At 41.9% G+C, this 24,548-nt stretch carries 19 protein-coding genes; 12 read left to right on the top strand and 7 right to left on the bottom strand.

What is annotated here, in order from left to right:
• Window positions 1-66 precede the first annotated feature (66 nt).
• The 3 genes from NLZ44_RS14810 to NLZ44_RS14800 form a co-directional block, all read right to left on the bottom strand.
• Entirely contained in the window at window positions 67-2,277 is a 2,211-nt protein-coding gene (locus NLZ44_RS14810; RefSeq protein ID WP_493750281.1) for a molybdopterin oxidoreductase family protein, read from the bottom strand.
• A gap of 253 nt (window positions 2,278-2,530) precedes the next feature.
• Window positions 2,531-4,033 (bottom strand): MFS transporter, encoded by a 1,503-nt coding sequence (locus NLZ44_RS14805; protein ID WP_493750280.1) that lies wholly within the window; start codon window positions 4,031-4,033, stop codon window positions 2,531-2,533.
• 106 nt (window positions 4,034-4,139) lie between these two features.
• The gene (locus tag NLZ44_RS14800; RefSeq protein WP_493750279.1) at window positions 4,140-4,661 is read right to left on the bottom strand and encodes a hypothetical protein; all 522 of its coding nucleotides are present in this window, start codon (window positions 4,659-4,661) and stop codon (window positions 4,140-4,142) included.
• Window positions 4,662-5,034: 373 nt separating this feature from the next.
• On the opposite strand from NLZ44_RS14800, the gene NLZ44_RS14795 reads away from it, so the two are divergent.
• From NLZ44_RS14795 to NLZ44_RS14755, 9 genes are all read left to right on the top strand, one after another.
• Window positions 5,035-6,381, top strand: coding sequence for a cytosine deaminase (locus NLZ44_RS14795; RefSeq protein ID WP_493750278.1), 1,347 nt, complete (start codon window positions 5,035-5,037; stop codon window positions 6,379-6,381).
• Between the two features lie 89 nt (window positions 6,382-6,470).
• Window positions 6,471-7,946, top strand: a complete 1,476-nt coding sequence (locus NLZ44_RS14790) for a polysaccharide biosynthesis/export family protein (protein WP_493750277.1) — start codon at window positions 6,471-6,473, stop codon at window positions 7,944-7,946.
• A gap of 40 nt (window positions 7,947-7,986) precedes the next feature.
• The gene (locus tag NLZ44_RS14785) at window positions 7,987-10,206 is read left to right on the top strand and encodes a GumC family protein (protein WP_493750276.1); all 2,220 of its coding nucleotides are present in this window, start codon (window positions 7,987-7,989) and stop codon (window positions 10,204-10,206) included.
• Window positions 10,207-10,389: 183 nt separating this feature from the next.
• Complete coding sequence (locus NLZ44_RS14780) at window positions 10,390-11,688, top strand: O-antigen ligase family protein (RefSeq protein WP_493750275.1); 1,299 nt, start codon at window positions 10,390-10,392, stop codon at window positions 11,686-11,688.
• A 2-nt stretch (window positions 11,689-11,690) separates the two neighbouring features.
• Window positions 11,691-12,983, top strand: a complete 1,293-nt coding sequence (locus NLZ44_RS14775) for an oligosaccharide flippase family protein (RefSeq protein ID WP_493750274.1) — start codon at window positions 11,691-11,693, stop codon at window positions 12,981-12,983.
• A 77-nt stretch (window positions 12,984-13,060) separates the two neighbouring features.
• Window positions 13,061-13,954 (top strand): DUF6492 family protein, encoded by an 894-nt coding sequence (locus NLZ44_RS14770; RefSeq protein WP_493753004.1) that lies wholly within the window; start codon window positions 13,061-13,063, stop codon window positions 13,952-13,954.
• A 78-nt stretch (window positions 13,955-14,032) separates the two neighbouring features.
• A complete protein-coding gene (locus NLZ44_RS14765) occupies window positions 14,033-15,103 on the top strand; it encodes a Gfo/Idh/MocA family protein (protein WP_493750273.1) in 1,071 nt (356 codons plus the stop codon).
• On the top strand, window positions 15,100-16,140 hold the full coding sequence (locus NLZ44_RS14760; protein ID WP_493750272.1) for an NAD-dependent epimerase/dehydratase family protein: 1,041 nt from the start codon (window positions 15,100-15,102) through the stop codon (window positions 16,138-16,140). Before NLZ44_RS14765 ends, NLZ44_RS14760 begins: the two co-directional genes overlap by 4 nt.
• Window positions 16,141-16,208: 68 nt before the next feature.
• Entirely contained in the window at window positions 16,209-17,393 is a 1,185-nt protein-coding gene (locus NLZ44_RS14755; RefSeq protein WP_493750271.1) for a glycosyltransferase family 4 protein, read from the top strand.
• A gap of 41 nt (window positions 17,394-17,434) precedes the next feature.
• On the opposite strand, the gene NLZ44_RS14750 is transcribed toward NLZ44_RS14755, so the two are convergent.
• The 3 genes from NLZ44_RS14750 to crtH all read right to left on the bottom strand — a co-directional run bounded on the left by NLZ44_RS14750 (window position 17,435) and on the right by crtH (window position 21,975).
• The gene (locus NLZ44_RS14750) at window positions 17,435-18,655 is read right to left on the bottom strand and encodes a glycosyltransferase (protein WP_493750270.1); all 1,221 of its coding nucleotides are present in this window, start codon (window positions 18,653-18,655) and stop codon (window positions 17,435-17,437) included.
• Between the two features lie 112 nt (window positions 18,656-18,767).
• Window positions 18,768-20,345 (bottom strand): SDR family NAD(P)-dependent oxidoreductase, encoded by a 1,578-nt coding sequence (locus NLZ44_RS14745; RefSeq protein WP_493750269.1) that lies wholly within the window; start codon window positions 20,343-20,345, stop codon window positions 18,768-18,770.
• Window positions 20,346-20,433: 88 nt separating this feature from the next.
• A complete protein-coding gene (gene crtH / locus NLZ44_RS14740) occupies window positions 20,434-21,975 on the bottom strand; it encodes a carotenoid isomerase (RefSeq protein WP_493750268.1) in 1,542 nt (513 codons plus the stop codon).
• Window positions 21,976-22,312: 337 nt separating this feature from the next.
• On the opposite strand from crtH, the gene upp reads away from it, so the two are divergent.
• The 3 genes from upp to NLZ44_RS14725 all read left to right on the top strand — a co-directional run bounded on the left by upp (window position 22,313) and on the right by NLZ44_RS14725 (window position 23,786).
• Window positions 22,313-22,963, top strand: coding sequence for a uracil phosphoribosyltransferase (upp, locus tag NLZ44_RS14735; protein ID WP_493753003.1), 651 nt, complete (start codon window positions 22,313-22,315; stop codon window positions 22,961-22,963).
• A 29-nt stretch (window positions 22,964-22,992) separates the two neighbouring features.
• Window positions 22,993-23,316, top strand: a complete 324-nt coding sequence (locus NLZ44_RS14730) for a ssl2009 family thylakoid membrane protein (RefSeq protein ID WP_493750267.1) — start codon at window positions 22,993-22,995, stop codon at window positions 23,314-23,316.
• A gap of 191 nt (window positions 23,317-23,507) precedes the next feature.
• A complete protein-coding gene (locus tag NLZ44_RS14725) occupies window positions 23,508-23,786 on the top strand; it encodes a YggT family protein (protein ID WP_493750266.1) in 279 nt (92 codons plus the stop codon).
• Window positions 23,787-23,900: 114 nt separating this feature from the next.
• On the opposite strand, the gene NLZ44_RS14720 is transcribed toward NLZ44_RS14725, so the two are convergent.
• The gene (locus NLZ44_RS14720) at window positions 23,901-24,494 is read right to left on the bottom strand and encodes a DUF202 domain-containing protein (protein ID WP_233497897.1); all 594 of its coding nucleotides are present in this window, start codon (window positions 24,492-24,494) and stop codon (window positions 23,901-23,903) included.
• Window positions 24,495-24,548 lie beyond the last annotated feature (54 nt).

The raw sequence follows: 24,548 nt of genomic DNA, 5'->3' as shown, positions 1-24,548 counted from the left end.
TTTGGTTGCTATGGCAGGAAAAACCCGGTTTTAATAATTAATGATGTACCCTCCCAGCGGAGGTATTTAGACGGGAATAGTTGGGTTGAGTTGTTGTTGGTTAGGTTGGGTTTGTGAAGTTGGTAATAATTCGGGGTTAACTATTGATAATTGTACGGCACAGGCTTTTAATTCTGGTTGTTTAGACTCCGGACAACATTCAGGGTGAGTCATGGCGTTGGCTTCGGTATTATCTCCCCATAAAGCGCCCCAGTGCATGGGTACAAATACAGTTCCCGGTGCGATCGCTTTAGTAATTTGAGCGGGAAAATAAGCCTTTCCACGGCGCGATCGCACTTGCACTAAATTGCCGGATTCAATGCCTAATTTCTGGGCATCTTTGGGGTGAATTTCCATAAAAGGAGTGGGGTGCATTTTGCGGATTTTCTCAATTCTCCCGGTTCGTGTTTGAGTGTGCCAATGACCGTATAATCTCCCCGTTGTCAACACTAAAGGATAATCTGGATCTGGGGGTTCAGCTAATCCTTTGGAGTAATAAGCCGCAAATTGTGCGCGACCGTCAGGGGTATTAAATCGTAAATCAGTATATAAACGTTTAGGGGTGCGATTAATTTCGGTTTCCGTCTCAGGACAAGGCCATTGAATAGGACCAGAAACCATTAAACGATGATGACTCAACCCAGATAAATCGCAGGGACGGTTACGAGTTAAGCGGACAAATTCCTGGTAAACTTGAGCGGAATTAGCGAAATTAAATTGTTTTGGAAAACCTAACCTCCGCCCTACTTCGGCGAAAATTTCCCAGTCGGCTTTAGCTTCTCCTAGGGGTTGACGAAAAGCCTGACATAAAGTGACGACCCGTTCAGAATTAGTCATAGTCCCGGTTTTTTCTCCCCACTGGGCGGCGGGTAGTAAAATATGGGCATATTCAGCGGTTTCTGTAGGATAATAAGCGTCCTGATAAATGGTAAAAGGCGATCGCATTAAAGCCGCTTTAGTCCTTTCTAAATCCGGCATACTGACTGCTGGATTAGTCGCCGCCACCCATAATAACCCCACGTTACCAGTTTCTAATCCGGTAATCATTTCCCAAGCATTCAAACCCACTTGGTCAGAAATCTGACCGGGTTCTAGTTCCCAAAATTGCTCAACTTCTCTCCGGTGTTGGGGATTTGTGACAACTCGATAACCGGGTAAAATATGGGCAAGTCCTCCCGCTTCTCTACCTCCCATAGCATTAGGTTGACCTGTTAAAGAAAAAGGACCCGCCCCAGGTTTACCAATATTTCCAGTCATCAAATGAAGATTAATCAGAGTCCGCACTTTCGCAGTCCCTTCGGAAGACTGATTTATCCCCATTGACCACATAGATAAAACTCGTTTAGACTCACCCCACCACCTAGCAGCTTGTTCAATATCATCCAGACGAATACCACAGGTTCTGGCTACTAATTCCGGGGGATAAGATTGGATTACCCGCATATAATCAGGGAATCCTTTGGTACATTCATCAATAAATAAAGAATCTATAAAACCCCAACGCATTAAGAGGTTGGCTATACCATTAAGTAGGTCAATATCGGTTCCGGGACGGATGGCTAAATGTAGGTCTGCGGCTTCAGCGGTTTGGGTGCGGCGAGGGTCCACCACAATCATTTTGACTTGGCGATTTTTCTTATGGTGAACCCGCAAACGATTAAAAACTATGGGGTGACATTCAGCGGTATTAGTGCCAATTAAAAAGGCACAGTCGGTTTTTTCTAGGTCGTCATAACAACAGGGGGGACCGTCTGAACCGAAACTTTTGATATAACCGGAGACGGCTGAAGACATACACAGGCGGGAATTGGCATCAAAATTATTGGTTCCCAAACAGCCTTTAATTAGCTTTTGGGCGATGTAATAGTCTTCGGTTTGGAATTGACCTGAACCATACATACAGATAGCATCAGCCCCCATGGTGTGGCGGACGGTTTGAATGCGGTTGACAATAAGGTTATAGGCTTCATCCCAGGTGGCGCGACGAAAAGGTTGATCGAGGGTCTCTCGGATCATGGGATATTTCAGGCGATTTTTGTCTATGGCTTCGGCAATTGTTGCGCCTTTGACGCAAACTTTCCCGAGGCTTGAGGGGTGAGTGCGATCGCCTCTAACTTGCCAAATTGGATTTCCTTGGGAGTCTCTATTTGTCGCTTTTCCGGGTTGTGCGGGGGGTAAAACTTCTAAGCCGCAACCAACACCGCAGTAAGGACAAAGAGTTTTTGTTAATTGAGTCATTGTTAGATTAATGGGTGGTAATTGTGGCAGTTTTTATTATAGTATATCAGCCACCTATTTGCTGGCAATTGGGGGGAGTTTACCGTGATTAATTATCTGCTCAAATCAGCCGATTAATTAATCAATCCACCCCAACCGGAAGTTAATCACCGTAACCACGGAGGATAGTCATCTAGGAAGGATAGGGAATTATTGGCGGTTCAGGGGCGAGTAGCTAATTTGATGCTAGTTAATAACCCGCCCCTATTTTGGGTTATTTGGCGACAGGGATAAGGTCTTCGTTGGCTTGTAATTCTCCTTCATGATGGTCAGCAAAAGACCCTTGAGGTTCCTTGAGGAAAAACCAACAGAGGAAAGCGACAATCATGCTAGTTACTCCTAACATCTCGAAGAAAATTCGGTTGCCGATATCACCTTCTGGAAATAGGCTAAATAGTGTTAGATAAACGACTGCACCCACATTTCCATAAGCCCCAACATTTCCGGCAATTTGTCCAGTAACACGGCGTTTAATGAGGGGAACGATCGCAAAAGATGAACCTTCCCCGGCTTGTACAAAGAATGAACAAGTCATGGTTAAAAGTACCGCCAAAGGTAGCCACCAACCACCATGAACTCGACCCATAATTAAATAAGCAAATGCCATTCCCGCAGTCAGAACCGCCATGGTATTTTTACGGCTACCTAATTTATCAGAAATTAGACCTCCACCGGGGCGAGACATTAGGTTCATGAAAGCATAACTAGCAGCTATCATTCCAGCGGCTGGTTTACTGAGTCCAAAAGTATTCTCAAAGAAAGCGGGAAGCATTGACACCACAGCTAATTCTGAGCCGAAGTTGACAAAATAGGTCAATTCCAAAATAGCAACTTGGGAAAAATTGTAACGGTCTGCGGGGGGATAGTGTTTGTGACCAAGGATTAGTTCTTTATTCGCTTCCCAGCAGTTATAACCTTGGAAAAGATATAAACCGAATAAGGCTACCCAAACGATATAAAGTTGCGGTGAGGTCAAGAAACCTACTTTACTTAAACGCCAAGCTAGGATACCCAACACACCTACTAGGGGAATATTCATGAGCATCAAAAACCAGAAGTCTTTGGGGGTGGTTACTTCTAAACCTCTGGCGCGTTGGGGTTTTTGATAGACTTTTCCTGGGGGGGTATCTTGGACGTTAAAGAAGTAGAAAGCACCATAAGCAGCGGCGATAATTCCTGTTAATGCTACAGCTACTCGCCAGTTAATTACCCCCCCAGAACCGAAGGTTAAAATTGCTGCTAGAGTGGGTAAGCTAAAGGCAGCGGCGGCGGAACCAAAATTACCCCAACCGCCATAAATTCCCTCGGCTAAACCGATTTCTTTGGGTGGGAACCATTCGGCTACCATGCGGATACCAATTACAAATCCTGCACCCACTATGCTGAGGGCTAAACGGGAAATTACTAATTGATTAAAGTTTTGGGCTAAGGCAAATGCTGTACAGGGAATTGCTGCATAAATTAGCAGTAATGAGTAGGTGATTCTGGGGCCGTATTTGTCTAGCAGCATCCCAATAATAATCCGGGCGGGAACTGTGAGGGCAACATTACAAATGGCGAGGGTACGAATTTGACTTATTTCTAAGCCCATATCTTCTTGAATGGCTGTGGCTAAAGGTGCGAAGTTGAACCAGACGACAAAGGAAAGAAAGAAGGCAAACCAGGTTAGGTGTAGGATTTTGTATCGGCCTTTTAAAGACCATAATTCGGTTAGCATTTTGATTAAATTGTGGGGTAAAACAACGGTGGAAATTGGCGGGGTCAGGACTTGATTAATTGGGATAATTACTCAATCATCAATGCAGATAATTGATGAGGGAATACTATTGGGCAACCCAAGGGTTGACTTGTAAAGTGCCACTGGGAGTCATGACTACGAGAAATTCAGCCTGGGGTTGGTTGTCGGTGGTGGCTTGACTTAATTGGGGAATGGGAGTCTGATTAAGATATTTGGCGGCGGCGAGGTTGATGGTTTTGTATTGGGCGATCGCACCTGTTTGATTGACTGAGACCTGATACACTAGGTTCTCGGTAAAGGTAGGGTACTGTTGCCAGTTTTGGTCAATTTGGGTGTATAATTGGGTGGTTAAATCAGCGATCGCATTCGGATCGGTGATGGGGGTTACGGTGGCCTCTACTGTTGGGGTTTCTACGGTTTCTGGGACAATTTCGACAGCAGTTACAATGGTTTCGGCTTGGGGTTGCTGTTGTGCGTAGTGGTTGGATAGTAGTTGCTGCCAACTGTTAAGATAAAATCCTGAAAAGGCAATTAAGCCAATGACTGACCCGATTTTCACACCGATAGAAGAGGTTAAGGAGTTGGGGGTAGTTTGAATGGATGTCATGGAGATTTTCTGATAGTAAAGTTGACTAGCACCGGACTACATTTCCCTGGCTTGATGAGCGATCGCCTCTTTATTTGATAATAACTTTTATTGCTTGAGCTATATCAAAAATGAGGATAAGCACATCAAAACTAACCCTTAATTTAGGATAATTGCATAAACAACAACCTAAATATGGGTGATTGGGGAATGATAACCGGAAATTAAACTACTCCTAAAGCCGCCGAAAATTTGAGCGATGACTTTAAGAATTAATCAGTAGGTTAAAGCTGAAAAATCAGTTAAAGTGTAGCTAATATTACAAAATCCTAAGTTTGATGAACTTTTTGCATATTAACAATGTTATTTTTGCATGATGGGGTAAATTGTAGTCATGATTAGTATTCCCAAAAGCGATCGCTACTGGCTAAAAAATGCCCATATTCCCTACTGTTTACTGGAAGTAAGCCAACCGGACTGGTTAAGCCAACAGACGCGGGAGGGGCTAATATTAATCGATGTGGAAATTACATCGGGGAAAATTAGCCAACTGCGACCCGCTGGAAATACAGACACGGCTGATATCCCCTGGGTAGACCTGCGGGGGGGACAGGTTTGGCCCTGTTTTGTGGACTTACACACCCATTTAGATAAAGGCCATATTTGGCAGCGATCGCCTAATCCCGACGGGACTTTTACCGGGGCGCTAAATACTGCTATTTCCGATAGTGAAAAATACTGGACCCCTGAAGATATCTATCAGCGGATGGAATTTGGTTTAAAATGTAGTTATGCCCATGGGACTCAGGCTATCCGCACCCATTTAGACTCAGCCGGAAAACTCACAGAAATTAGCTGGGAAGTATTTAACAGTCTGCGGGAAAAATGGTGCGATCGACTATTTTTGCAAGCTGTATCCCTGGTATCTCTGGACTATTACTTAACCCCCCAAGGAGAAAAACTAGCCGATAGAGTAGCAGAAATGGGCGGCATTTTAGGGGGTGTCGCTTATATTAACCGTGACCTTGATCAACAAATTGAGCGAGTATTTGACCTAGCCAAAGACCGGAATTTATCCTTAGATTTCCATGTCGATGAAAATGGCGATTCTGATTCTAACACCCTATATAAAATCGCCGAATATGCGGTTAAATCTCAAATTGAGAATCCCATAATTTGCGGACATTGTTGCAGTTTATCCGTCCAGAGTCCCGAAGTAATTAACCATACCATTAATCTCCTCAAAGCATCTAATATAGGGATTGTCAGCTTGCCCATGTGCAATTTATATCTGCAAGATAGACAATATTCTAACCATTCAAATACACCCAAAACCCCTAAATGGCGAGGGGTCACACTTCTGCATGAATTAAAACAAGCCGGAATCCCCGTAACAGTCGCGAGTGATAACTGTCGTGATCCCTTTTATGCCTTTGGAGATCATGACGTTTTGGAAGTCTTCAAAATGTCAGTCAGAATCGGCCATTTAGATCATCCATCAGGTGACTGGCCCCAAATCGTCACCAAAACCGCCGCCGATCTAATGGGATTATCAAATCTAGGAAGGCTGAAGGTAGGCATTTCCGCCAATCTCATCGCTTTTAAAGGCAGAAATTTCAGTGAATTATTATCGCGATCGCAGCATGATCGGGTTATCATCAGAAACGGTGCATCAGTATCAGCTTCTATCCCCGACTATTCTGAGTTAGACGACTTAATAACTAGCCACTTCACAGAATAGCCGTTACCATGAGGAAGAAACCCTCAGCCTTCAAGTCATTGTCAACTGTATATTCCATGTTTCATCTGTCAGTGTCTTGACTCTCACCTATGACTGAATTTCAAGCTAATATAACTAATGCTGTCAAATCTGCCCAGGCGACAACCCTGATGAGTTGGGGGTTGATGTCCCTATTGATATGGCATAGCAGCACACCTATCAGCCTAGCGCAAACTCAACCTTCTATCCCCACTATTACCCCCGCCTCAATTCGTGTTCCTGATGCCTATACCCTCGGTCCAGGAGATTTGCTAAAGGTAGATATTCTCGATGTTCCTGAGTACAGTGGCGAATACCTGATTTTGACTGATGGGACACTCAATCTGCCTCTAATCGGTCAAATTACCGTAGCTGGTTTATCAGTTTCTCAACTGACCGAGAAAATTTCCGCCGCCTATACTCCCTTTGTACAACAACCATTCCCCAGCGTGAGAATTATTACACCCCGTCCCATTAGCATTGCCGTTGGGGGGGAAGTACAAAGACCGGGAACATACATTCTCCCCCTTTCCACATCTAACACCGTTGAGCGACAATTTCAGTTCTATACAGTAACTCAGCTTCTCCAGCAGGCGGGTGGGATTACTCAATCAGCAGATATTACTCAGGTTAAGGTGCAGCGACAAGAACCCACCAGGCTAAATATTGTCGTCAACCTCAAGGAATTGTTGGAAAATGGAGATTTAAGTCAAGATCTGGTTTTGCGCGATCGCGATACAATTGTAGTACCCACCGCCGAAAGTCTTGATCCTGTCGCTATTCGACAGATTAATTCCGCTAATTTTGCCCCCGAGGAAGTCCCCCCTTTTCAAGTAGTTATCGTCGGGGAGGTATTTAATCCGGGAACCCATATTATGGGGGAAGGAATGGCGAATTTGCCGGAATTACCGACTATTACTCAAGCTATTCAAAGGGCGGGAGGTATTAAGCCTCAAGCTAACCTGCGTCGCATTCAATTACAAAGACTGACTCAGGCGGGTGAATTAAAGACTATAACTGTTGATTTGTGGCAATTACTGACCACTGGTGATGCTACTCAGGATATTAGTTTACAGCCGGGAGATTCTATTATAATTCCTACCGCTAGTGCCGTGCCACCCGATGAGATTATTTCCCTCGCCAGTGCTAGTTTTTCACCCAGAACTATGATGGTTAATGTGGTGGGAGAAGTGACACAACCAGGGGCGCTGCAAGTACCGATTAATACAACCCTTAATCAAGCCATCTTAGTGGCGGGGGGGTTTAATCAGCGGCGGGCGAATACTGGCTCCGTGCAACTGCTGCGTTTGCATCCTGATGGTACCGTTTCCCGTCGTCAAATTTATATTGATTTTCAAGCCGGACTAAATGCACCAAATAATCCCGTTTTACAACGAGATGATGTGGTCGTCGTGAACCGTTCAACTTTAACTGAGGCTGCTGATACTTTTGAAGAGGTTTTAAGACCTGTGGGTGGTCTGATTGGTGTATCGGCTTTACTCAATATAATTCATGTTTTAACAGAGGATAGAGATAATAATAATTAAATTTATCAGATGGTGGTTTTGTATATAATAGGGAATGGTTATGGATTTTAGTAATATTGAACACCGAGAATCGATTGATTTGGATTTGGGTAGATATTTACAAACATTGAAACGCCGATGGTTTTGGCTGCTGGGAGTTTTTGTGCTAACTGTATCTGGGGCTGTATATGCTACCCGATTTTTGAGTACCACCTATGAAACATCGGGAAAAATTTTGTTTAAGGTAGACCGCACTTCCTCTTTAGCTGGTATTGGTGAAGGGTTAGGGGAACTGAAAGCACTATTGGCGGATCAGACTCCCTTGAGTACCCAGATAGAATTAATGTATTCTAATCCTTTGTTAGAAACCGTGATTGAGCGCTTGAATTTAACTAATGAGGATGGTGATCCAATTTATCCAGAGGATATTAGACGCAATTTAGATATTAGAATTATTGGTGGCACGGATATTGTTCTGTTAACCTATAAAAGCCAAAATCCTCAAGAAGTTGCTGATGTGATTAATACGGTTATGGAGGTTTATATTGAGGCTAATGTGTCTAGTATTCGACAAGAAGCCTCCGGCGCAAAAGAGTTTATTCAGGAACAGCTACCTAGGGTACAACAGGAGTTGTTTATGGCGGAACAATCTATTCAAGATTTTAAGGAAAGAAATTATGTAGTAGATCTGGGAACGGAGTTTGCGATATCCGTACAGGAAATGGCGCAGTTAAATCGCAATATTACTACCTTAGAAGCCGAATTGAATGCGGTGCAATCTTTGGTTAATTCCTTGGGAAATCAAGTGGGGTTGAACTTGGAAGAGGCTATAGCTGTAAATACTTTAAGTCAGTCTCCGGTAGTGCGATCGGCTTTACAAGAGTTGGAGAATGTTGAGGGAGAATTAGCCCAGGAACAAAGACGTTTTCGAGATGAAAATCCCCGGATTATTTCTTTGAAGGGAAAGCGAGATAATCTGGAGAGCGTGTTACAGAGAGAAATTGAGGTTTATTTGGGTAGTAGCAGACCCTTTTCTCGCGGGTTGCTCAGGGTTATGGATGTCAAAAATAATCAGATTGAAGAGTTTATTAATGCGGAAATTCGGCGGATGGATTTGACTAAGCAGCTTGACTCTCTCTATGAGGCGCGTGATGGCTTGGAAAGAAGAGCTAGGATCTTGCCACAATTAGAACAACAACAGCAGGAACTTGAGCGCAAAGCTGAGGTGGCTCGTCTGACTTATCGGACTTTACTACAAAATCTTGAGGAAGCGCAAGTGGCAGCCAATAAGATTACCAATAATGCCAGAATTATCGAAACGGCTAACGTTCCAGATGAGGGAAGAACGGCAAAAATACAGTTGTTGGCTTTGGGGGTAATGGGGGGATTAGTCGCCTCAACTACTTTATTGCTGTTGATGGAAATGGGAGATAAATCTCTGAGGACGGTGGCGGAAACTAGGGATTTATTTGGATATACTTTGTTGGGTATTATTCCTTCTTTTGCCGCGCCGCCTTTTTACCGCTATTTGACGGGAGGCGATCGCTCTTCTGTACAGGTTCCGGTGGTGGATACACCCGGTTCCTTAATTAGCGAAATTTATCGGATGATTCAGGCGAATTTGAAGTTTTTGGGTTCCGATCGCAAAGTGCGGGTAATTGTGGTCACCAGTTCCGTACCACAGGAGGGAAAATCAACGGTTTCCGCTAATTTGGCGGCGGCGATCGCCCAGCTTGGACATCGGGTGATACTCATTGATGGGGATATGCGACAACCGATTCAACATCATATCTGGGGTTTAACTAATGCGGTGGGATTAAGTGATGTACTCGTGGAAGAGGCCACTCTTTCCGAAGCCGTGAAGCCGGGAATTGACCAACTCGATATTTTGACGGCTGGGGTGACACCACCAAATCCGTTAGCACTTTTGGATTCTCGACGCATGACTTCCTTAATTCGGAATTTTTCGGAGGAGTATGATTTTGTAATTATTGATACACCACCATTGGTATTAGCCGCCGATGCTTTAACTTTAGCTAATATGGCTAGTGGGGTGTTAATGGTCGCTAGACCCCGAATTCTTGACCGCGATAGCGCTAAAGCCGCTAAGGAAATATTAGCGCGATCGGGTCAGCGGATCTTGGGGACGGTGATCAATGGGATTAGCAAGAATGAGTCCACTAAGTATTTCTATCATGCTCAACGCTATTTCCCTCTCCAAAAATCCCATCGGCGCGATCGCTCCGCACCCCCGAAAATATCTTCTAGGAGTTCTTCTTAGATATCAAACTATCCCTATACCAGGTTAATTAAGCCTGGGTACTCCCTGACAGCAACAACTTTACCAAAACTTTACATAATCTACATTAATTTTTACATTTCTATCTGGGTTTCACTGATAAAAATGCTATGATGCACAACAGGTTACCGGGTGTATATTTGGACCAAAAGCATCAATATTTTAATGGAAAAATACTTAAAATATTTGGAATCTAGTTTTACGGTTTTTGCGATTATTCATTATAGCGCTAACTGGTTGCCTCTGATTTTATCTGGCGGCGCAAGCGAGGGCGATGGTACAGATATTAATTCCTTTGATTTTAGATTAAATGTGCTGCTGTTTCTGCTGACTTATTTGGTTTCGGTAGCTTTACTATTGCTACGGTGGAAAAAGTGCTTGATTTCTGTTAAAAGAGGTCCAGTTATCTGGGTGATGATTTTGATTGCGATCGCTTCCTATTTTTGGTCGGATTTTCCGGCTCGTACCCTTAAAAGTTGTATTGGCTTAATTGGAACTACACTATTTGGTGTTTACCTAGGTAGTCGTTATAGCCTCAAAGAGCAACTTAAACTTTTAGCTTGGTCCTATGGAATTATTGCTGTCCTTAGTCTTATTTTTGCGATCGCATTACCTCGTTATGGCATTGAACAGGCGGTTCACTATGGAGCTTGGCGAGGCATATATAACCATAAAAATCTTTTGGGAAGAGGCATGACATTAGGTGGTATAGTATTAATCTTATCACCGGGTCTTTTTGAAAAAGAAAAACGCTGGATTGCTTATATAGCGATCGTCATTGCTTGTTTGCTATTAGTGATGGCAAAATCATCAAGTTCCCTGATTAATTTTACAGTTTTATTTACCAGCATCATAGCCTATCGAGTGCTGCGATTTCGGTATATTTTACTAATTCCTTCACTCCTAGCAATTGTCACTTTGGGAGCCACTATTTTTTATATCTATATAGAAATGGCTGATGAATTATTAGGATTAATTGGCAAAGATCCAACCCTTACTGGTCGCACCGATATTTGGTTATGGGCTAGAGAGATGATTGATAAACGTCCCTATTTAGGATATGGTTACACTGCATTTTGGCAGGGTTTAGATGGTGCATCAGCCTATATTATTAGAGCCGCCAGATGGCCTGTACCTTATTCCCATAACGGCATACTTGATTTATGGTTAGATGTGGGTTTATTAGGCGTAATTACTTACTCTATTGGCTTTAGTATTAACTTATTAAGGGCAGTTTTTATAGCTAGATTTGGCACAGGTATCGAAACATTTTGGCCATTAATATTTTTAACCTATTTAATTCTAACCAATGCCACAGAGGGAGGCATACTGTCTCAAAATAGTATATTTTGGGTATTATATACAGCCCTATCAATTTCGATGATGACACCCATTCAAAAACCATCTCATCATCAACCAGTATCAGCATCAATTTCATCAAAATTACTTCCTGAAAAATTATAACTATGAACTTTAATAATTTGAAACATAAAATAGCTGAAATGTTTAATCAGCCCTTGTTCAGGGGAATTTTATGGATGCTTGGCGGTCGATTTATAGGTATTTTTATGCAGGCTGGGTATTTTGTTATTACTGCTAGAACTCTAGGAGTTAATAATTTTGGTATATTTATGGGAGTCAGCGCTTTAGCAGTAATACTCAATCCTTTTTCTACCCTGGGTAGTACAGATATTTTAGTTAGAGATGTGTCTCGAAGTCGGTCATTATTTCCCGAATCTTGGGCTAATGCTTTATTCACAACAACAGTTTCAGGAAGTTGTTTAATTATCTTAGCGCTATTAATATCACTGTTAATTTTTCCCCAAGCTATTTCTCCTGTAGCAATACTTCTAATTCTTGCCTCTGACTTAGTAGGGTTAGCACTATGGAATCTGTCTTCAGGAGCCTTAATTTCAGTTGGTTTACTACTCAAAGCTGCTCAACTTCAAATTGTTTTAAACTTATCCAAGTTAGTGGCTGCTATTATATTAGCAATTGGTTGGACAAACCCTGGTGTTTTAGATTGGGCTATATTATATTTTTTAGGAAATGTCACCGCCGCTATAGTCTCAATTTTGCTAGTTCATAAAATGATAGGCTTACCAAGCAAACCAAACTTATCAAAAATTAAATCGAATTTTAATCAAGGAATTTATTTCTCAATTGGAGCATCTGCAGATGTAGTTAACTCAAGTATTGATAAAACTATGCTAACAAGTTTAGATACAGCTAATTCAACAGGTTTATACGCTGCAGCTTATCGTTTAATTGAAGTAGCATATTTACCGCTACTATCAATTTTTTCCTCAACTTATGCCAAATTTTTTGAACACGGTAAAACTGGTATTTCTGGCAGTTTTGGTTTTGCTAAACGTTTAGTGCCTATAGCAATTATTTATGGTATTATTGTCGGAATTGGCTATTGGATTTTTAACCCATTTATACCATTTATCTTAGGAGAACAGTATCAAGAATCTATTCCCGTATTACTATGGTTATCCCCTATGCCATTGTTAATTGGATTACAATTTATTGCTGCTGATACACTGACTGGCTCTGGAAATCAAAAAACTCGAGGATTTATTATCTTAGGAACTGCTGTGTTTAATGTAACAATGAACCGATTATTGATTCCGGTTTATTCTTGGCGAGGAGCGACTTGGGCAACTTTAGCTTCAGATACGATCAAAACTTTATTTCTATGGTGTGCTGTAGCATTTTTATATAAACAGCAGGCTCGTCAAGCCACCTTTAAGTAACTCATTTTTAGATTGAGAAATAACTTGATTTTTTGTCAATTATTAAATATAATTATCGTAGGAGTTTATTGATTAAGATGATGAATGTCAGCCCTGAAACCAATTCCTCAGAATACAGCTTTTGTTTAGTTACACCGAGTTATGCACCGGACTTTGAGAGATGCCAATTTTTGTGTTCTACAGTTGATAAGTTCATTCCTTCGTCAACAAAGCATTATATTATTGTTGATCGAAAAGATTTATCAATGTTTAAGTCACTCCAAAATAATCGCACAGAAATTTTAGTTGTTGAAGAGGTGATTCCTAAGTGGATAAAAAGGATACCTTTTGTCAAAAATGGTTGGTTTAGCTTTAAAAGTCCTCCTATTCGGAACTGGCTGCTTCAGCAAATTATTAAGCTGTCAGCGGCTAAATTTGTGTCTGAAGATGTTTTGATGTTTGTAGACTCAGATGTTGCCTTTGTGCGTCCTTTAAATCCACAGGAACGATTTGTTAAAGATGGGAAAATTCGCTTTTATCGAGAGCCTAACTCAATTCCTCGCTCTTGGGAGTCTCATTATAGTTGGTATAAAACGGCTAGTAAATTACTGATTACCCCTATGGTGGATTTTCCGGCTCCCAATTATATTGGTGACTTGATTACCTGGAAAAAGGATAATGTTTTAAAATTATATGAACACCTAGAAAAAGTGTCTGGACGTTCTTGGGTGGAAACCATCTCTAATACTTGGAATTTATCTGAGTATATCCTCTATGGAATGTTTTGTGATTATATTCTAGCCCATGAAGCCAATCATTATATTGATGAAACATACCCCGGCTTACGCTATTTTGGCACAGAAAATTTATCAGAACAACAAATCAAGGATTTTTTATCTGAAATTGAGCCGGATTATGTAACAGTTATGATTTCAGCCAAAGCTGGTATTCCGATTAAACGCTATCAAAAATTACTGGAAAATATTAATTAGTGTAAAAATCAAGCCAACATTTTTTTATAGCATAATTTAAAGGCTTTCAACTATTTTTCTAGGATTAAATTAATTGTAATGGATAACGACAATCAAAAACCTAAGTTAAAAGCAGCAGTTATTGGCACCGGGTTAATTTCTAAAGAACATCTCAGTTTTTTATCTAACTCGGAAAGGACTCGTTTAGTTGGAGTTTGTGATATTTCCCAAGCTGCTGCTAACTATGCTGTTAGAAGATTTGGTGCTGAAGCTGCTTATACAGATTATCATCAAATGCTAGAGCAAGCCAAGCCGGATGTTGTGCATATTTTAACACCTCCTCAAATCCATAAAAAAATGTCTATGGATTGTCTGAGTGCAGGGGCTCATGTGATTTGTGAAAAGCCGATAACTCCCACTTATGATGAGTTTAAAGAACTATGGGATTTTGCTCAAAAATGCGATCGCCATTTAATCGAAAATCAAAATTATCGCTTCAATCAGCCAATTCTAGCACTGCAAAAGCTAGTTGAAGATGGAACCCTAGGAACCATCGGCGAAGTAGAAGTCCGTATGGCATTAGATATCCGTAGTGGTGGACGATACGCAGACGAAAATCTACCTAGTCCAGTCCATAAACTTCCGGGGGGTGTGATTCATGACTTTATTACCCACTTGTGTTATCTTGCCCTATTATTTATGCCAACTTTTGATTACGTCAAAGCCGGATGGAATAATCATGGTGGCGGTGATTTATTTAAGTATGACGATTTAGATGCACTGATTTTTTCCGGTCACCAACATACTCGCATTCGATTTAGTGCTTATACTCAACCCGACTGTTTTTCCGTCACAGTTCGTGGTTCTTTAGGTTATGCAGAAGTTGATTTATTTCAACCCTATGTTCGCTGTGTAGTCCCTCGTGCCGTTGGTAAGCAGCTTTCTCCTTTGGCTAATCAGTTTGCTAATGGTTGGACTTTCATGAATGCCAGCTTTACTAACTTTCGTCGGAAACTGTTACAAAAAACTCCCTATGAAGGTTTACATAGTTTATTAGGTCAGACTTATCAAGCCTTACAAGAAGATAAGCCACTACCCATTAGCTTTGAAGATATGGATAAAACCAGTCGTTTAGTTAACGCATTAATTGCAGAGGAGAATCATCTATGAAACTGTTTATCACTGGCGCATCTGGATTTTTAGGACAGTATATTGTAGCGGAAGCCTTGCGACGGGGACACCAAGTAAAAGCCGTACTTCGTCCTCAAACTGATGAGACTAAATTCTCTTGGTTTAATCATCCTAATTTAGAAATTGTCCGCCTAGATTTAAGGCAATCATCAGGCTTGGTAGAAAGTCTGCAATCTGTGGATGCTGTCATTCATTTAGCCGCCTCTAAGTCTGGGGATTTTTACACCCAATTTGCTGGCACAGTCATAGCCACCGAAAATATTTTAATTGCTATGAAAAAAGCCGGGATTTCTAAACTCATAGCCATTAGTACCTTTTCAGTTTATGATTATGTCAAAATGCGATCGCATCAAATTTTAGACGAAGATTCTCCCATCGAAGCTGACCCCTTAAATCGTGACGAATACGCTCAAACAAAGCTAATTCAAGAACAACTTTATCGAGATTTTGAGCGAGATGGTGGACAAGTTTCTATTATTCGTCCGGGGATGATTTACGGTCGTGATTATCTTTGGAATGCCTGCTTAGGTGCCGAAATAGGGGATAGTGCCTGGTTAAGAATAGGGGGTAATGCAATTATGCCTTTAACCTATGTAGAAAACTGTGCAGAAGCCATTGTCATCGCCGCCGATAAAGAAGCAGCCTTTGGACAAACCTTAAATATTGTCGATGACAATTTACCTACTCAAAATGCCTATGCTAAAAAACTCATAGAAACCATGGATAAAGTACCCAAAATATATTTTATCAACTGGTTTTTTATGAAATTAATTGCCAATATGGCTTGGCTGTTTAACCGGCTATTTCTTGAGGGTAAAGCTCGTTTACCAGGTATTTTAGTCCCTGCCAAACTTCAAGCTCGTTTTAAGCCACTGCGATATACTAATCAAAAGGCTAAACAGATTCTAAACTGGCAGCCTACCTATTCTCTAGATCAAGCCTTTCAACGTTCCTCTGGCACCGAAGATTTATTGGTAGTTTCTGAACCTCAATCAATCGCAGATACAGTTTCTTAAATCAATGCTGGCTAAGGTTTAATTTTGAACTGATGTTTATACGTTTGATCAACTAAACCCAAATCATAATGCACTTAATTGCTTTAGAAAATGAGCCATCATCCACTCTTGGCGGTCAAGAGTTAAATCTACTAGGAATTTGTGAAGGCCTTGCTAATCGTGGACATCAGATTAGTTTGGTTTACATCAAAGAAGGAGACCTCCTAGAAATCTATGGCAAATTTTGCCAAAATTTAATTCCGGTTAAACGCTACCAAGCCCACCGCAAAAATCCCCTGGATATGGTGAAATTTGCTGTGGATTTTTTGAATGATATTTCTCCCATAAAAAAAACTTCAGATTCCATTGTTTTTTCTAATGAGTTTAGTTCGATATTTTGGGGCTATGGTTTATCCAATATTCACAAAGTACCTTTAGTCTGTTATTTACAATTGCCGGGAACTCCATTTAAGTTCAAGTGGCGACCTGGGTTGTCAGGGGTGAATCAATTTATGACGGTTTCTCAAGCCAATAAAGACACATGGGTTAATTTGTGTGGTATTGATGCTAATAAAATTGATATAGTTTATAATTGCATCGACCCGGAAAAATTTAGTCCCCACTCCGTTGATAATCATCAGCAATTATCCCTCCGTCGTGATTTCAATATCTTAGGAAACAGGCGAGTTTTTTCGTTTTTAGGGAGACTCAACCCTAATAAAGGAATAGAAGTCCTGATTAAAGCCTTTGCATTACTGGCCAATCATCAACCAGATATTTGTTTATTAATTGCTGGAAATGTTATTTTGGAACCTAAAGAAGATTCACCAGAAGCGCGTATTAACTATCTTAAATTTTTAAAAGATATGGTGGATGAACTAGGGATTAAAGAATTAGTCCAGTTTATGGGTCATGTTCCCAATACACCGGATCTTTATCGGGTTAGTGATGTTACGATTGTTCCTAGTATTTGGCCTGATCCTTGTCCGAGGGTGGTTTTAGAATCTTTATCAACTGGTACGCCTGTTGTCGGTAGTAGAGTGGGGGGAATACCTGAAATGATGACAGGTGAATTAAGCCGTTATCTGGTTGAACCTGGTTCTCCTGAACAATTAGCAGAAGTTCTTAACCAGGTTGCTAATTGGCGAGATGATGACCCGGAACTTGGCCAGCGTTGTCGTGATCATGTACTGGATAATTTTAGTCCTAAAGTTATGATTGATCAGATGGAGATGGTCTTATTGAGAACGATTAATCAATACCATCAACATTAATGATTGTGGGTCTTTTTTGATGGTCAAGTTTAAATGGGTTCCTATTTGGGGGTTTTATTGGAGGTAAGCAGAGAGTCAATTTGAGAGAGAAAATTCTCAATGACGGGAGATCCAAACATTGATTCTAGTAAAACTCGATCTGGGATGTTAGGTTGCTGTTCAGCCAGACAATTTAAAATTTCATTAGTGTATGATGACGCATCAGATGCTACTCGGAAATATGGTTTCGCTGCTTCTGGTAAACCTGACAATCCTTTGGGTCGAGAAACAATGGGTTTACCGATCGCCAACATATCAATAGATTTGATACTCACACCACTTCCGGTAGCCACAGGGTCGATTAACACTCGACCAGATCGGTAAATTTTGGCAGCAGATGGGGGGTTAATTATTAATTCTAATCCGGGTTTATTTTGACAAATATCTTTGATTTTTGGCACGGGGTTGGAACCGGAAATCAGAACTTTAATACTAGGCGATCGCTCTTTTAACATTGGCCAGACTTCCTCCACAAACCAAGTCACACCCGCCACATTATTTTCCGAGTTCAAATTCCCCAGGAACACCACATCATAGACAGGTGTTTCTAACTCAGAATCAGTTAAGTTTTCCGGTTGATGATCGTCGGCACTAAATTCGATTAAGGGAGGCAAAAAGTAGCCATTATCAAATCCTTGTTGTTGCCAAAATTGTAAGTCATCTCGGGAAATATCATAAAATGCTAAACTTTTTTTTAATAAGGATTTCTCAAATTGTTCTAAGTGATTAATAGATAATAATCTCACCAGTTTTTTACTGCCTTTTGCACATTGAAAATAATAGCGATAATGCAAATGTTCAATATCATGCGATCGCACAATCATCGGAATATGCAGAGAGTCACTCAATTTAGATGCTACCCAACCACTATGAATCTGATCACAGAGAATCACATCAGGCTTAAAAGACCCAACAGATGTCAAAATCTCCCTCCATTTCTCACCTCTAACTATTCTCGATGTCACTTCTAAAGGGTATGATAATAAAGCGATCGCCCGCCGCAGAGAAGAACCGACACCACGCTGATAAATAATCAGATGAAAGTCTTTCACATATTGATTAATAACCTGCAAGCTATCCCCATCTACAGGTGTACCAGACCAACAGATTAACTGTATCTCCGTTCCCAATTCTGCCAACATTTTCAGCCGTCGCCAGACATCAACTCTGCCGCCATGAATTGGCGGATAGGGAATTTCCATCGCGACAATAGTAATTTTCATGTGGTATCCTCAACTCATCATTACCCTATCAAAGTATTGTAGCATATTTTAACGGAAACTCCTAGTTTTTAAGACCTGCCAAGATGATAAATTTAGAAGGCGATCGCCTTAATTAATTATAGAAAAATAGTGGCTGATGATAAATGGGGCTATATCCCGGCAAAATTTTGACAGTATCTTGGGCAAATCTTAAAGTCAAAGACAGACGCACCTTCCCACTGCTATTGTAAACCGAACGATGGATAACTTGGTCAGTAAATAAAACAAATTCTCCCGCCTGCAAAACCACGGGAATCACTTGGTTTTTCACGGAATTAGGAACCTTGTAGAAATGATTACCGCTGAAAGGGTCAGTAATTTGCCGGGGACAATTTTCTGCCTCAGTTTTGGGGATATATTCAAAGCCATTTCTGGCGGTCACTTCTGTTAAAGCAATATAGATATTAATAGTTTTGCCTTCCCCAGACAATAATTTGGGGTAAATATCTCTATGCCAAAATGGGATTAATTGACCCGATGGATAATTCACCCATAACTCCGAACGCCATAGGCAGAAATTATCCCCTAGATGTTTTCTGATAATCGCCAATAAATTATCATTTTGACACAACTGTAATAATGGCGGCGAGTCTAAATGTCTTTCCATGTAAAACTGTCGCTTATAGCATTGCACAAACAGCAACATAATCGACCCAAAATGTAGTTTTAATAAAGCCGTTAAGGCGGAGACCAATAAAACTTTAATCGGTGGCTTAGGTAAGACTTCTTTAAAAATATGTTGGCGAATTGTAGCGATTTCCTCCGGGGTTAAATTTAAGCTATAGGGTCCCCAAACTTCATCAGTACCATCATAATTAATTCTCTGGTTTTCCACAGGTTTATTACCACCAGTCCAGTCTAAACTTTGTTCCCACAATTGTTGACATAACTGATTATTTAAAGCTAAGGGGGGCAAAGGAATTTCCTTCCCTTTGGGGTCAAAAAACTTGCCCGTGATGAATTCACAGTCGGGAGAAGTTGCACAGAATAAGCTACTATAACAGCCTTTTTGGGGGCTAATTCCGATACCCAAAAACTTACTCAAACGATGACCGATGGTAATATTAGATTGGACAAAACCGGGATGCACCGCGTTAACAGTGACATGGCTTGATTGTTGATAAAGTTGTCGGGTTAACAGTAATAAACAGAGTTTAGATTGATTATATAATTCGATAAAGTTGAAGGGGGTAGATTTGACAAATAGATCCCATTTAATTGTCGTGGGTTTTAATGCGAGGTCTGAACATACCATAACCACTCGACTAGGGGCAGATTTTTGTAATTTATCCCAGAGTAAGTAAGTCAGCAAAAAATGTCCCAAATAGTTAGTTCCCCAAATCAACTCAAATCCTTCTGGGGTGACACCGCTACCATTGAATATTCCGGCATTATTGATTAAAATATTTAGGGGTAAGTTTTTGGCTAAAAACAGTTCAACACATTGACGCACCGACTCCAGAGAAGCCAGATTTAAGGGCAAATATTCGATGTTCGGGTTGCCAGTTTTTTGAGAGATATAAGCAATGGCTTTGGTGGCTTTGCTGTGGGAACGACAAGCAATAAAGACATGATAGCCTAACTTAGCTAAACCCACGGATGTCATTAACCCGACACCGGAGTTGCCACCGGTAACAATACAGACTTGCATAAATTTATAATTTTTAGTAAGATAATCAGGTAAAAATAGGGGAGGGGAGCGATATCCTCCCACTAAATTATGGAATTAAATTTTGGTGTTAGCGTAACTTTAAATCTACGGCAATGCGGTGGGCGCAGGCGAACCCAGAAAAGGCGACAGCATTTAATCCTTGACCAGGAAAGGTGCTATCTCCGACGCAATACAGACCAGGAATAGCAGTGCGGTTAAAAGGCATTCCTAGGAGTCCCCGCAGTTGTCGGCTAGGAATAGGTCCATAGGTGCCGTCATCACGGTTAAGAAAACGACGGTGCGATCGCGCTGTTCCCACTTCCATATAATCCAAACCCGCATCTAAACCGGGAAAAATCTTTTCGAGACGGTCTACAATTACCCAGGCTGCCTCCTCTTTTTTTTGTTCATATTCTGTGGGTGGTAAATCTTCCCAATTATCAATCCAACTCGGGGTAAAAGCATGGATGATATGATAGCCTTGCGGGGCCAAATCCGGGTCAAGGAGGGTAGGAATAGAGACAAAAATCGTCCCTTCTGGCTCCTCCATTTTTTGCCAATCTTGAACTATAATGTGGTGACAGTCGGTTTCTGGTGTTAAAACCGAGGCTTCTACCCCCAAATGTAAGCTGAGAAAACTCGGCGATTTCTGATAGCGTTTGCGCCATTTTCGCTCAGAAGGCGGCATCATTGTTTCAGGGATTAGTTTCCCAAAAGTATCCCAGCGGGTAGCATTGGAAACTATACGGCGAGCGCGGTAAACTGTACCGTTAGTGAGTTCGACCCCCACAGCTTGCCCATTTTCAATTAAAATCTGTTTAACCCTGGCTTTGTATTTAATCGTTCCTCCGGCTTTCTGTAAGCCTTCAGCCAGTTTTTGGGCGATTTGACCTACTCCCCCCTTGGGGTAGTTGATCCCACCGTAGTGGCGGTCAGAAAAGACCATCCCAGCGTTAATCATGGGAGTTAAGTCAGCGGGAACCACAGACCAGCAGTAACACTCAATATCAATAAATTTGAGTAATTCCGGGTTGCTGATGTGTCGTTTAGCGACTTCGCCCACATTTTTGGGTAGGTATTGGACCAGTCCCAGACAAGCGCCTGGGTTTTGGAAGAAAACCCGCATCAGATAACGGGGTTCCTCCAGGGACAGGAGTTCCATGGCGTTCAAGCAGTTAAACACCTGCCAACATTCGTCATAAAACTTACGAATTCCGTCTCGTTCGTCGGGGAACTTTTCCCCTAGTTCTTGCAAAAATTTCTCATAATCTCGGTGAACCCTAACTTGGAGTTCCCCAGGTAGGTGGTAGTGAATTTGAACTGGGTCGGGGATAGTTTCTAATTTGACGTTAACAGCTTCTAGGGCGCGGGTGAGCAGGTTAGTTGTGCCTTGGTCACCAAATCCAAAAATCATTGATGCTCCGACATCAAATCGATATCCCTCTCGCTCAAAGTAACCAGAACTACCACCGGGGATGATGTAACTTTCTAGGACAAGTACATTCGCGCCTTTGGCTGCCAGTTGGGTGGCAGTGACTAAGCCTCCAATACCGGAACCGATGACAATTACATCAAAGTCTTGAGTCGGTCGGGGTTCATCAGCAAAGGACTGGTGGGTAATAACAGGCATCGGATCAACTCTCTTCCAGAATTTCCTGACTCTACAGTGTAACGCCTCACCATGCTTGTATAACGTTCACAAGCGACAGTTCTGGGGGCAAAATCATGAGAATGCCCCTCCCACAGCCATTTTCACAAGAAATGCGGGAACGGTTTTTTTCATCAACCGCCCCCGTCTGCCGATCCTTTTATTTGAGAGGAGAACACTGAGAATCTACTTTAGACTTGTTAAAAATAATTGTCAATAAGTCTGTAACATTTCTTAAAACTATGCGGGGGTAGTCTGACTGGGTAGCTGGGGGAGTATGATGGAAGGGAAAAGCCGAATTTGGTTGACTATCCCCCTAATGACTCTGCAACTGCGCGTTTACGTCCCCCCCCATCCCCTAATTAAGCATTGGTTGGCGATCGCCCGTGATGTCTCAACTCCGCCCGCCCTATTCCGCAGCGCTATGACGGAACTGGGACGGTGGCTAACCTACGAAGCGACTCGCGATTGGTTCACCACGGTGGAAACTACGGTACAAACTCCCCTGTGTGAATGTCCAGCTACTTATATCAACCCAGAAGCGCCGATGGTGGTTATACCCATCCTGCGGGCGGGATTAGCTCTAATGGAAGGTATCCAAAGCGTGGTGCCTTTAACATCGGTGTATCACCTGGGAATGGTCCGCGATGAGGAAACCCTACAGGTGAGTTGCTATCTGAATAAACTTCCTGATAGTTTTGACCCTCAAACCCGGTTAATCGTTAGTGAGCCAATGCTGGCTACTGGGGGAACCATTATGGCGACTATGGGTGAACTGACCAAGCGCGGTATTGATCCGGGGTTGATGCGAATTATCTCCGTGATAGCCGCCCCCCAAGCCTTACAGTCCCTTAGCCAAGAGTATCCTAGTCTACAAGTTTATACGGCTATTATTGATCAGGGTCTCGATGAGCGAGGTTTTATTGTTCCGGGGTTGGGAGATGCGGGCGATCGCACTTTTGGAACTTGAATTTTTGATGATGAGGTGAATCTAAAACTATGGCTAATCGAGAAGGCTTTACCAGCGGACTGATATTAGGGGCTACTTTAGGGGGTATCGTGGGTGGTGTGTTGGGGGTTGTCCTCTCCTCGCGACTATCTGCGGATAACTCCGAAAACCCTAATTCCCTAGGAGACAATAAGCGCAACCGCAATAAAGGCGATCGCCTAACCCCCGAAAATGTGGAAACAGCGCGTTTGAACCTAGAAGACAAAATTTCTCAACTCAATCAGGCGATCGATGATGTACGCCATCAACTTGGGGGAGTGAATGGGACTATCTCTGCTGAGGTTCACGACTCACCCTCAGCCGAAGATATTTAGCATCAACTAGCGCCCAAAGTATGATATAATTAGCTGCTAGAGTTTACTCTTTCATAAACCCCAGTTAAAAGTCAATCATACTAAATCACTCTCAGGGAAACCGTCGAACCCGCCCAGACTTTAGGTAGTTGACTATTCCCAGACCCTTGAGGTCTCACCATAAGCCATTTCCCAGTTATCGGAGATATTGCATGAGTTCACCATTGTTTCTACTTGCTAATACAGTTGCACAATTCCTGAACATTTACATGGTTCTAATTTTTATTAGAATCCTGCTGAGTTGGTTCCCCAATGTGAATTTATACGATGGTCCTTTATCGGTTATTAGCCAACTAACTGACCCTTATCTTAATATTTTCCGTTCATTTATTCCCCCCTTGGGTGGCATTGACTTTTCCCCCATTATTGCCATTTTCCTGCTTCAGTTTGTGGCTCAAATTGTGCCGAGTTTACTGTACAGCCTAGCCTAAAGTTCCACACATCTGTAATCTGCCGGCATTTGTAGTGTTGTGGTTAACCAACTAACTACAAATGCACAGGCTTCGCCCTTAGTTATATCAGCCCAAATTCAGGGTAAAAAGTGGTTATGAACCCAGCATAATTCCCAAGAATGCCACCACCCCTAAAATCGCCAAAATCACAGCCACAGTCAGGGCTTGAGATATTCTAGGAGTGTATAAATAATCATCTCTACAGATACGTTTGAGTTCTTGGCGATGGTCAATCGAAGCCGCTATTAGTGCTAGAGTTCCCAAAGCGATAAACGAAAGACCGAGGAAGCGAGAGAGACGCAGAGGATTAAGGTAAGTGTCTCCTGTTTCTTCGTAGATAACCGTCACAATTTGGTCAATACCAAAGCCAAAGCCTATCAGTGATAAACAGGTACGAATCCACGCCATTAAAGTCCGTTCGGAAGCGGCGCGGTTGCGTTCTTTCGCCAACTCATTATTCAGATTTTTAGGCGGCGGGTTAGGGTCAAGTGAGGTCATACTAGGGAGACAATCAAAATAGGTCATATCCAAGTAAATTATAACGGTTACCCATACATCCCGGCTGTGATTGAGAGCCTGATCAGCCCTAATTTTCAGAGATTTAATTATCCCAGAGGCTACTACTTGCAAAGCCTGACTAATTGATGCTAGAATAATCTTATTTTTTGTAATATTTTGCCAAGCCATAGTGAACAGATAAAGTGAGGTAGCGGCGGGTTAAGACCGAAAATCCCTTAGATG

The organism is Arthrospira sp. PCC 9901, from assembly GCF_059013425.1.
Note: the sequence above shows the minus strand (reverse complement) of the source record. Positions and strands in the feature narration are given on the sequence as shown.

Bases quoted from the DNA above. Each gene is read 5' to 3' on its own strand.
- NLZ44_RS14810 (WP_493750281.1), bottom strand. From the start codon at position 2,277: ATGACTCAATTAACAAAAACTCTTTGTCCTTACTGCGGTGTTGGTTGC.
- NLZ44_RS14805 (WP_493750280.1), bottom strand. From the start codon at position 4,033: ATGCTAACCGAATTATGGTCTTTAAAAGGCCGATACAAAATCCTACAC.
- NLZ44_RS14800 (WP_493750279.1), bottom strand. From the start codon at position 4,661: ATGACATCCATTCAAACTACCCCCAACTCCTTAACCTCTTCTATCGGT.
- NLZ44_RS14795 (WP_493750278.1), top strand. From the start codon at position 5,035: ATGATTAGTATTCCCAAAAGCGATCGCTACTGGCTAAAAAATGCCCAT.
- NLZ44_RS14790 (WP_493750277.1), top strand. From the start codon at position 6,471: ATGACTGAATTTCAAGCTAATATAACTAATGCTGTCAAATCTGCCCAG.
- NLZ44_RS14785 (WP_493750276.1), top strand. From the start codon at position 7,987: ATGGATTTTAGTAATATTGAACACCGAGAATCGATTGATTTGGATTTG.
- NLZ44_RS14780 (WP_493750275.1), top strand. From the start codon at position 10,390: ATGGAAAAATACTTAAAATATTTGGAATCTAGTTTTACGGTTTTTGCG.
- NLZ44_RS14775 (WP_493750274.1), top strand. From the start codon at position 11,691: ATGAACTTTAATAATTTGAAACATAAAATAGCTGAAATGTTTAATCAG.
- NLZ44_RS14770 (WP_493753004.1), top strand. From the start codon at position 13,061: ATGATGAATGTCAGCCCTGAAACCAATTCCTCAGAATACAGCTTTTGT.
- NLZ44_RS14765 (WP_493750273.1), top strand. From the start codon at position 14,033: ATGGATAACGACAATCAAAAACCTAAGTTAAAAGCAGCAGTTATTGGC.
- NLZ44_RS14760 (WP_493750272.1), top strand. From the start codon at position 15,100: ATGAAACTGTTTATCACTGGCGCATCTGGATTTTTAGGACAGTATATT.
- NLZ44_RS14755 (WP_493750271.1), top strand. From the start codon at position 16,209: ATGCACTTAATTGCTTTAGAAAATGAGCCATCATCCACTCTTGGCGGT.
- NLZ44_RS14750 (WP_493750270.1), bottom strand. From the start codon at position 18,655: ATGAAAATTACTATTGTCGCGATGGAAATTCCCTATCCGCCAATTCAT.
- NLZ44_RS14745 (WP_493750269.1), bottom strand. From the start codon at position 20,345: ATGCAAGTCTGTATTGTTACCGGTGGCAACTCCGGTGTCGGGTTAATG.
- crtH (WP_493750268.1), bottom strand. From the start codon at position 21,975: ATGCCTGTTATTACCCACCAGTCCTTTGCTGATGAACCCCGACCGACT.
- upp (WP_493753003.1), top strand. From the start codon at position 22,313: ATGACTCTGCAACTGCGCGTTTACGTCCCCCCCCATCCCCTAATTAAG.
- NLZ44_RS14730 (WP_493750267.1), top strand. From the start codon at position 22,993: ATGGCTAATCGAGAAGGCTTTACCAGCGGACTGATATTAGGGGCTACT.
- NLZ44_RS14725 (WP_493750266.1), top strand. From the start codon at position 23,508: ATGAGTTCACCATTGTTTCTACTTGCTAATACAGTTGCACAATTCCTG.
- NLZ44_RS14720 (WP_233497897.1), bottom strand. From the start codon at position 24,494: ATGGCTTGGCAAAATATTACAAAAAATAAGATTATTCTAGCATCAATT.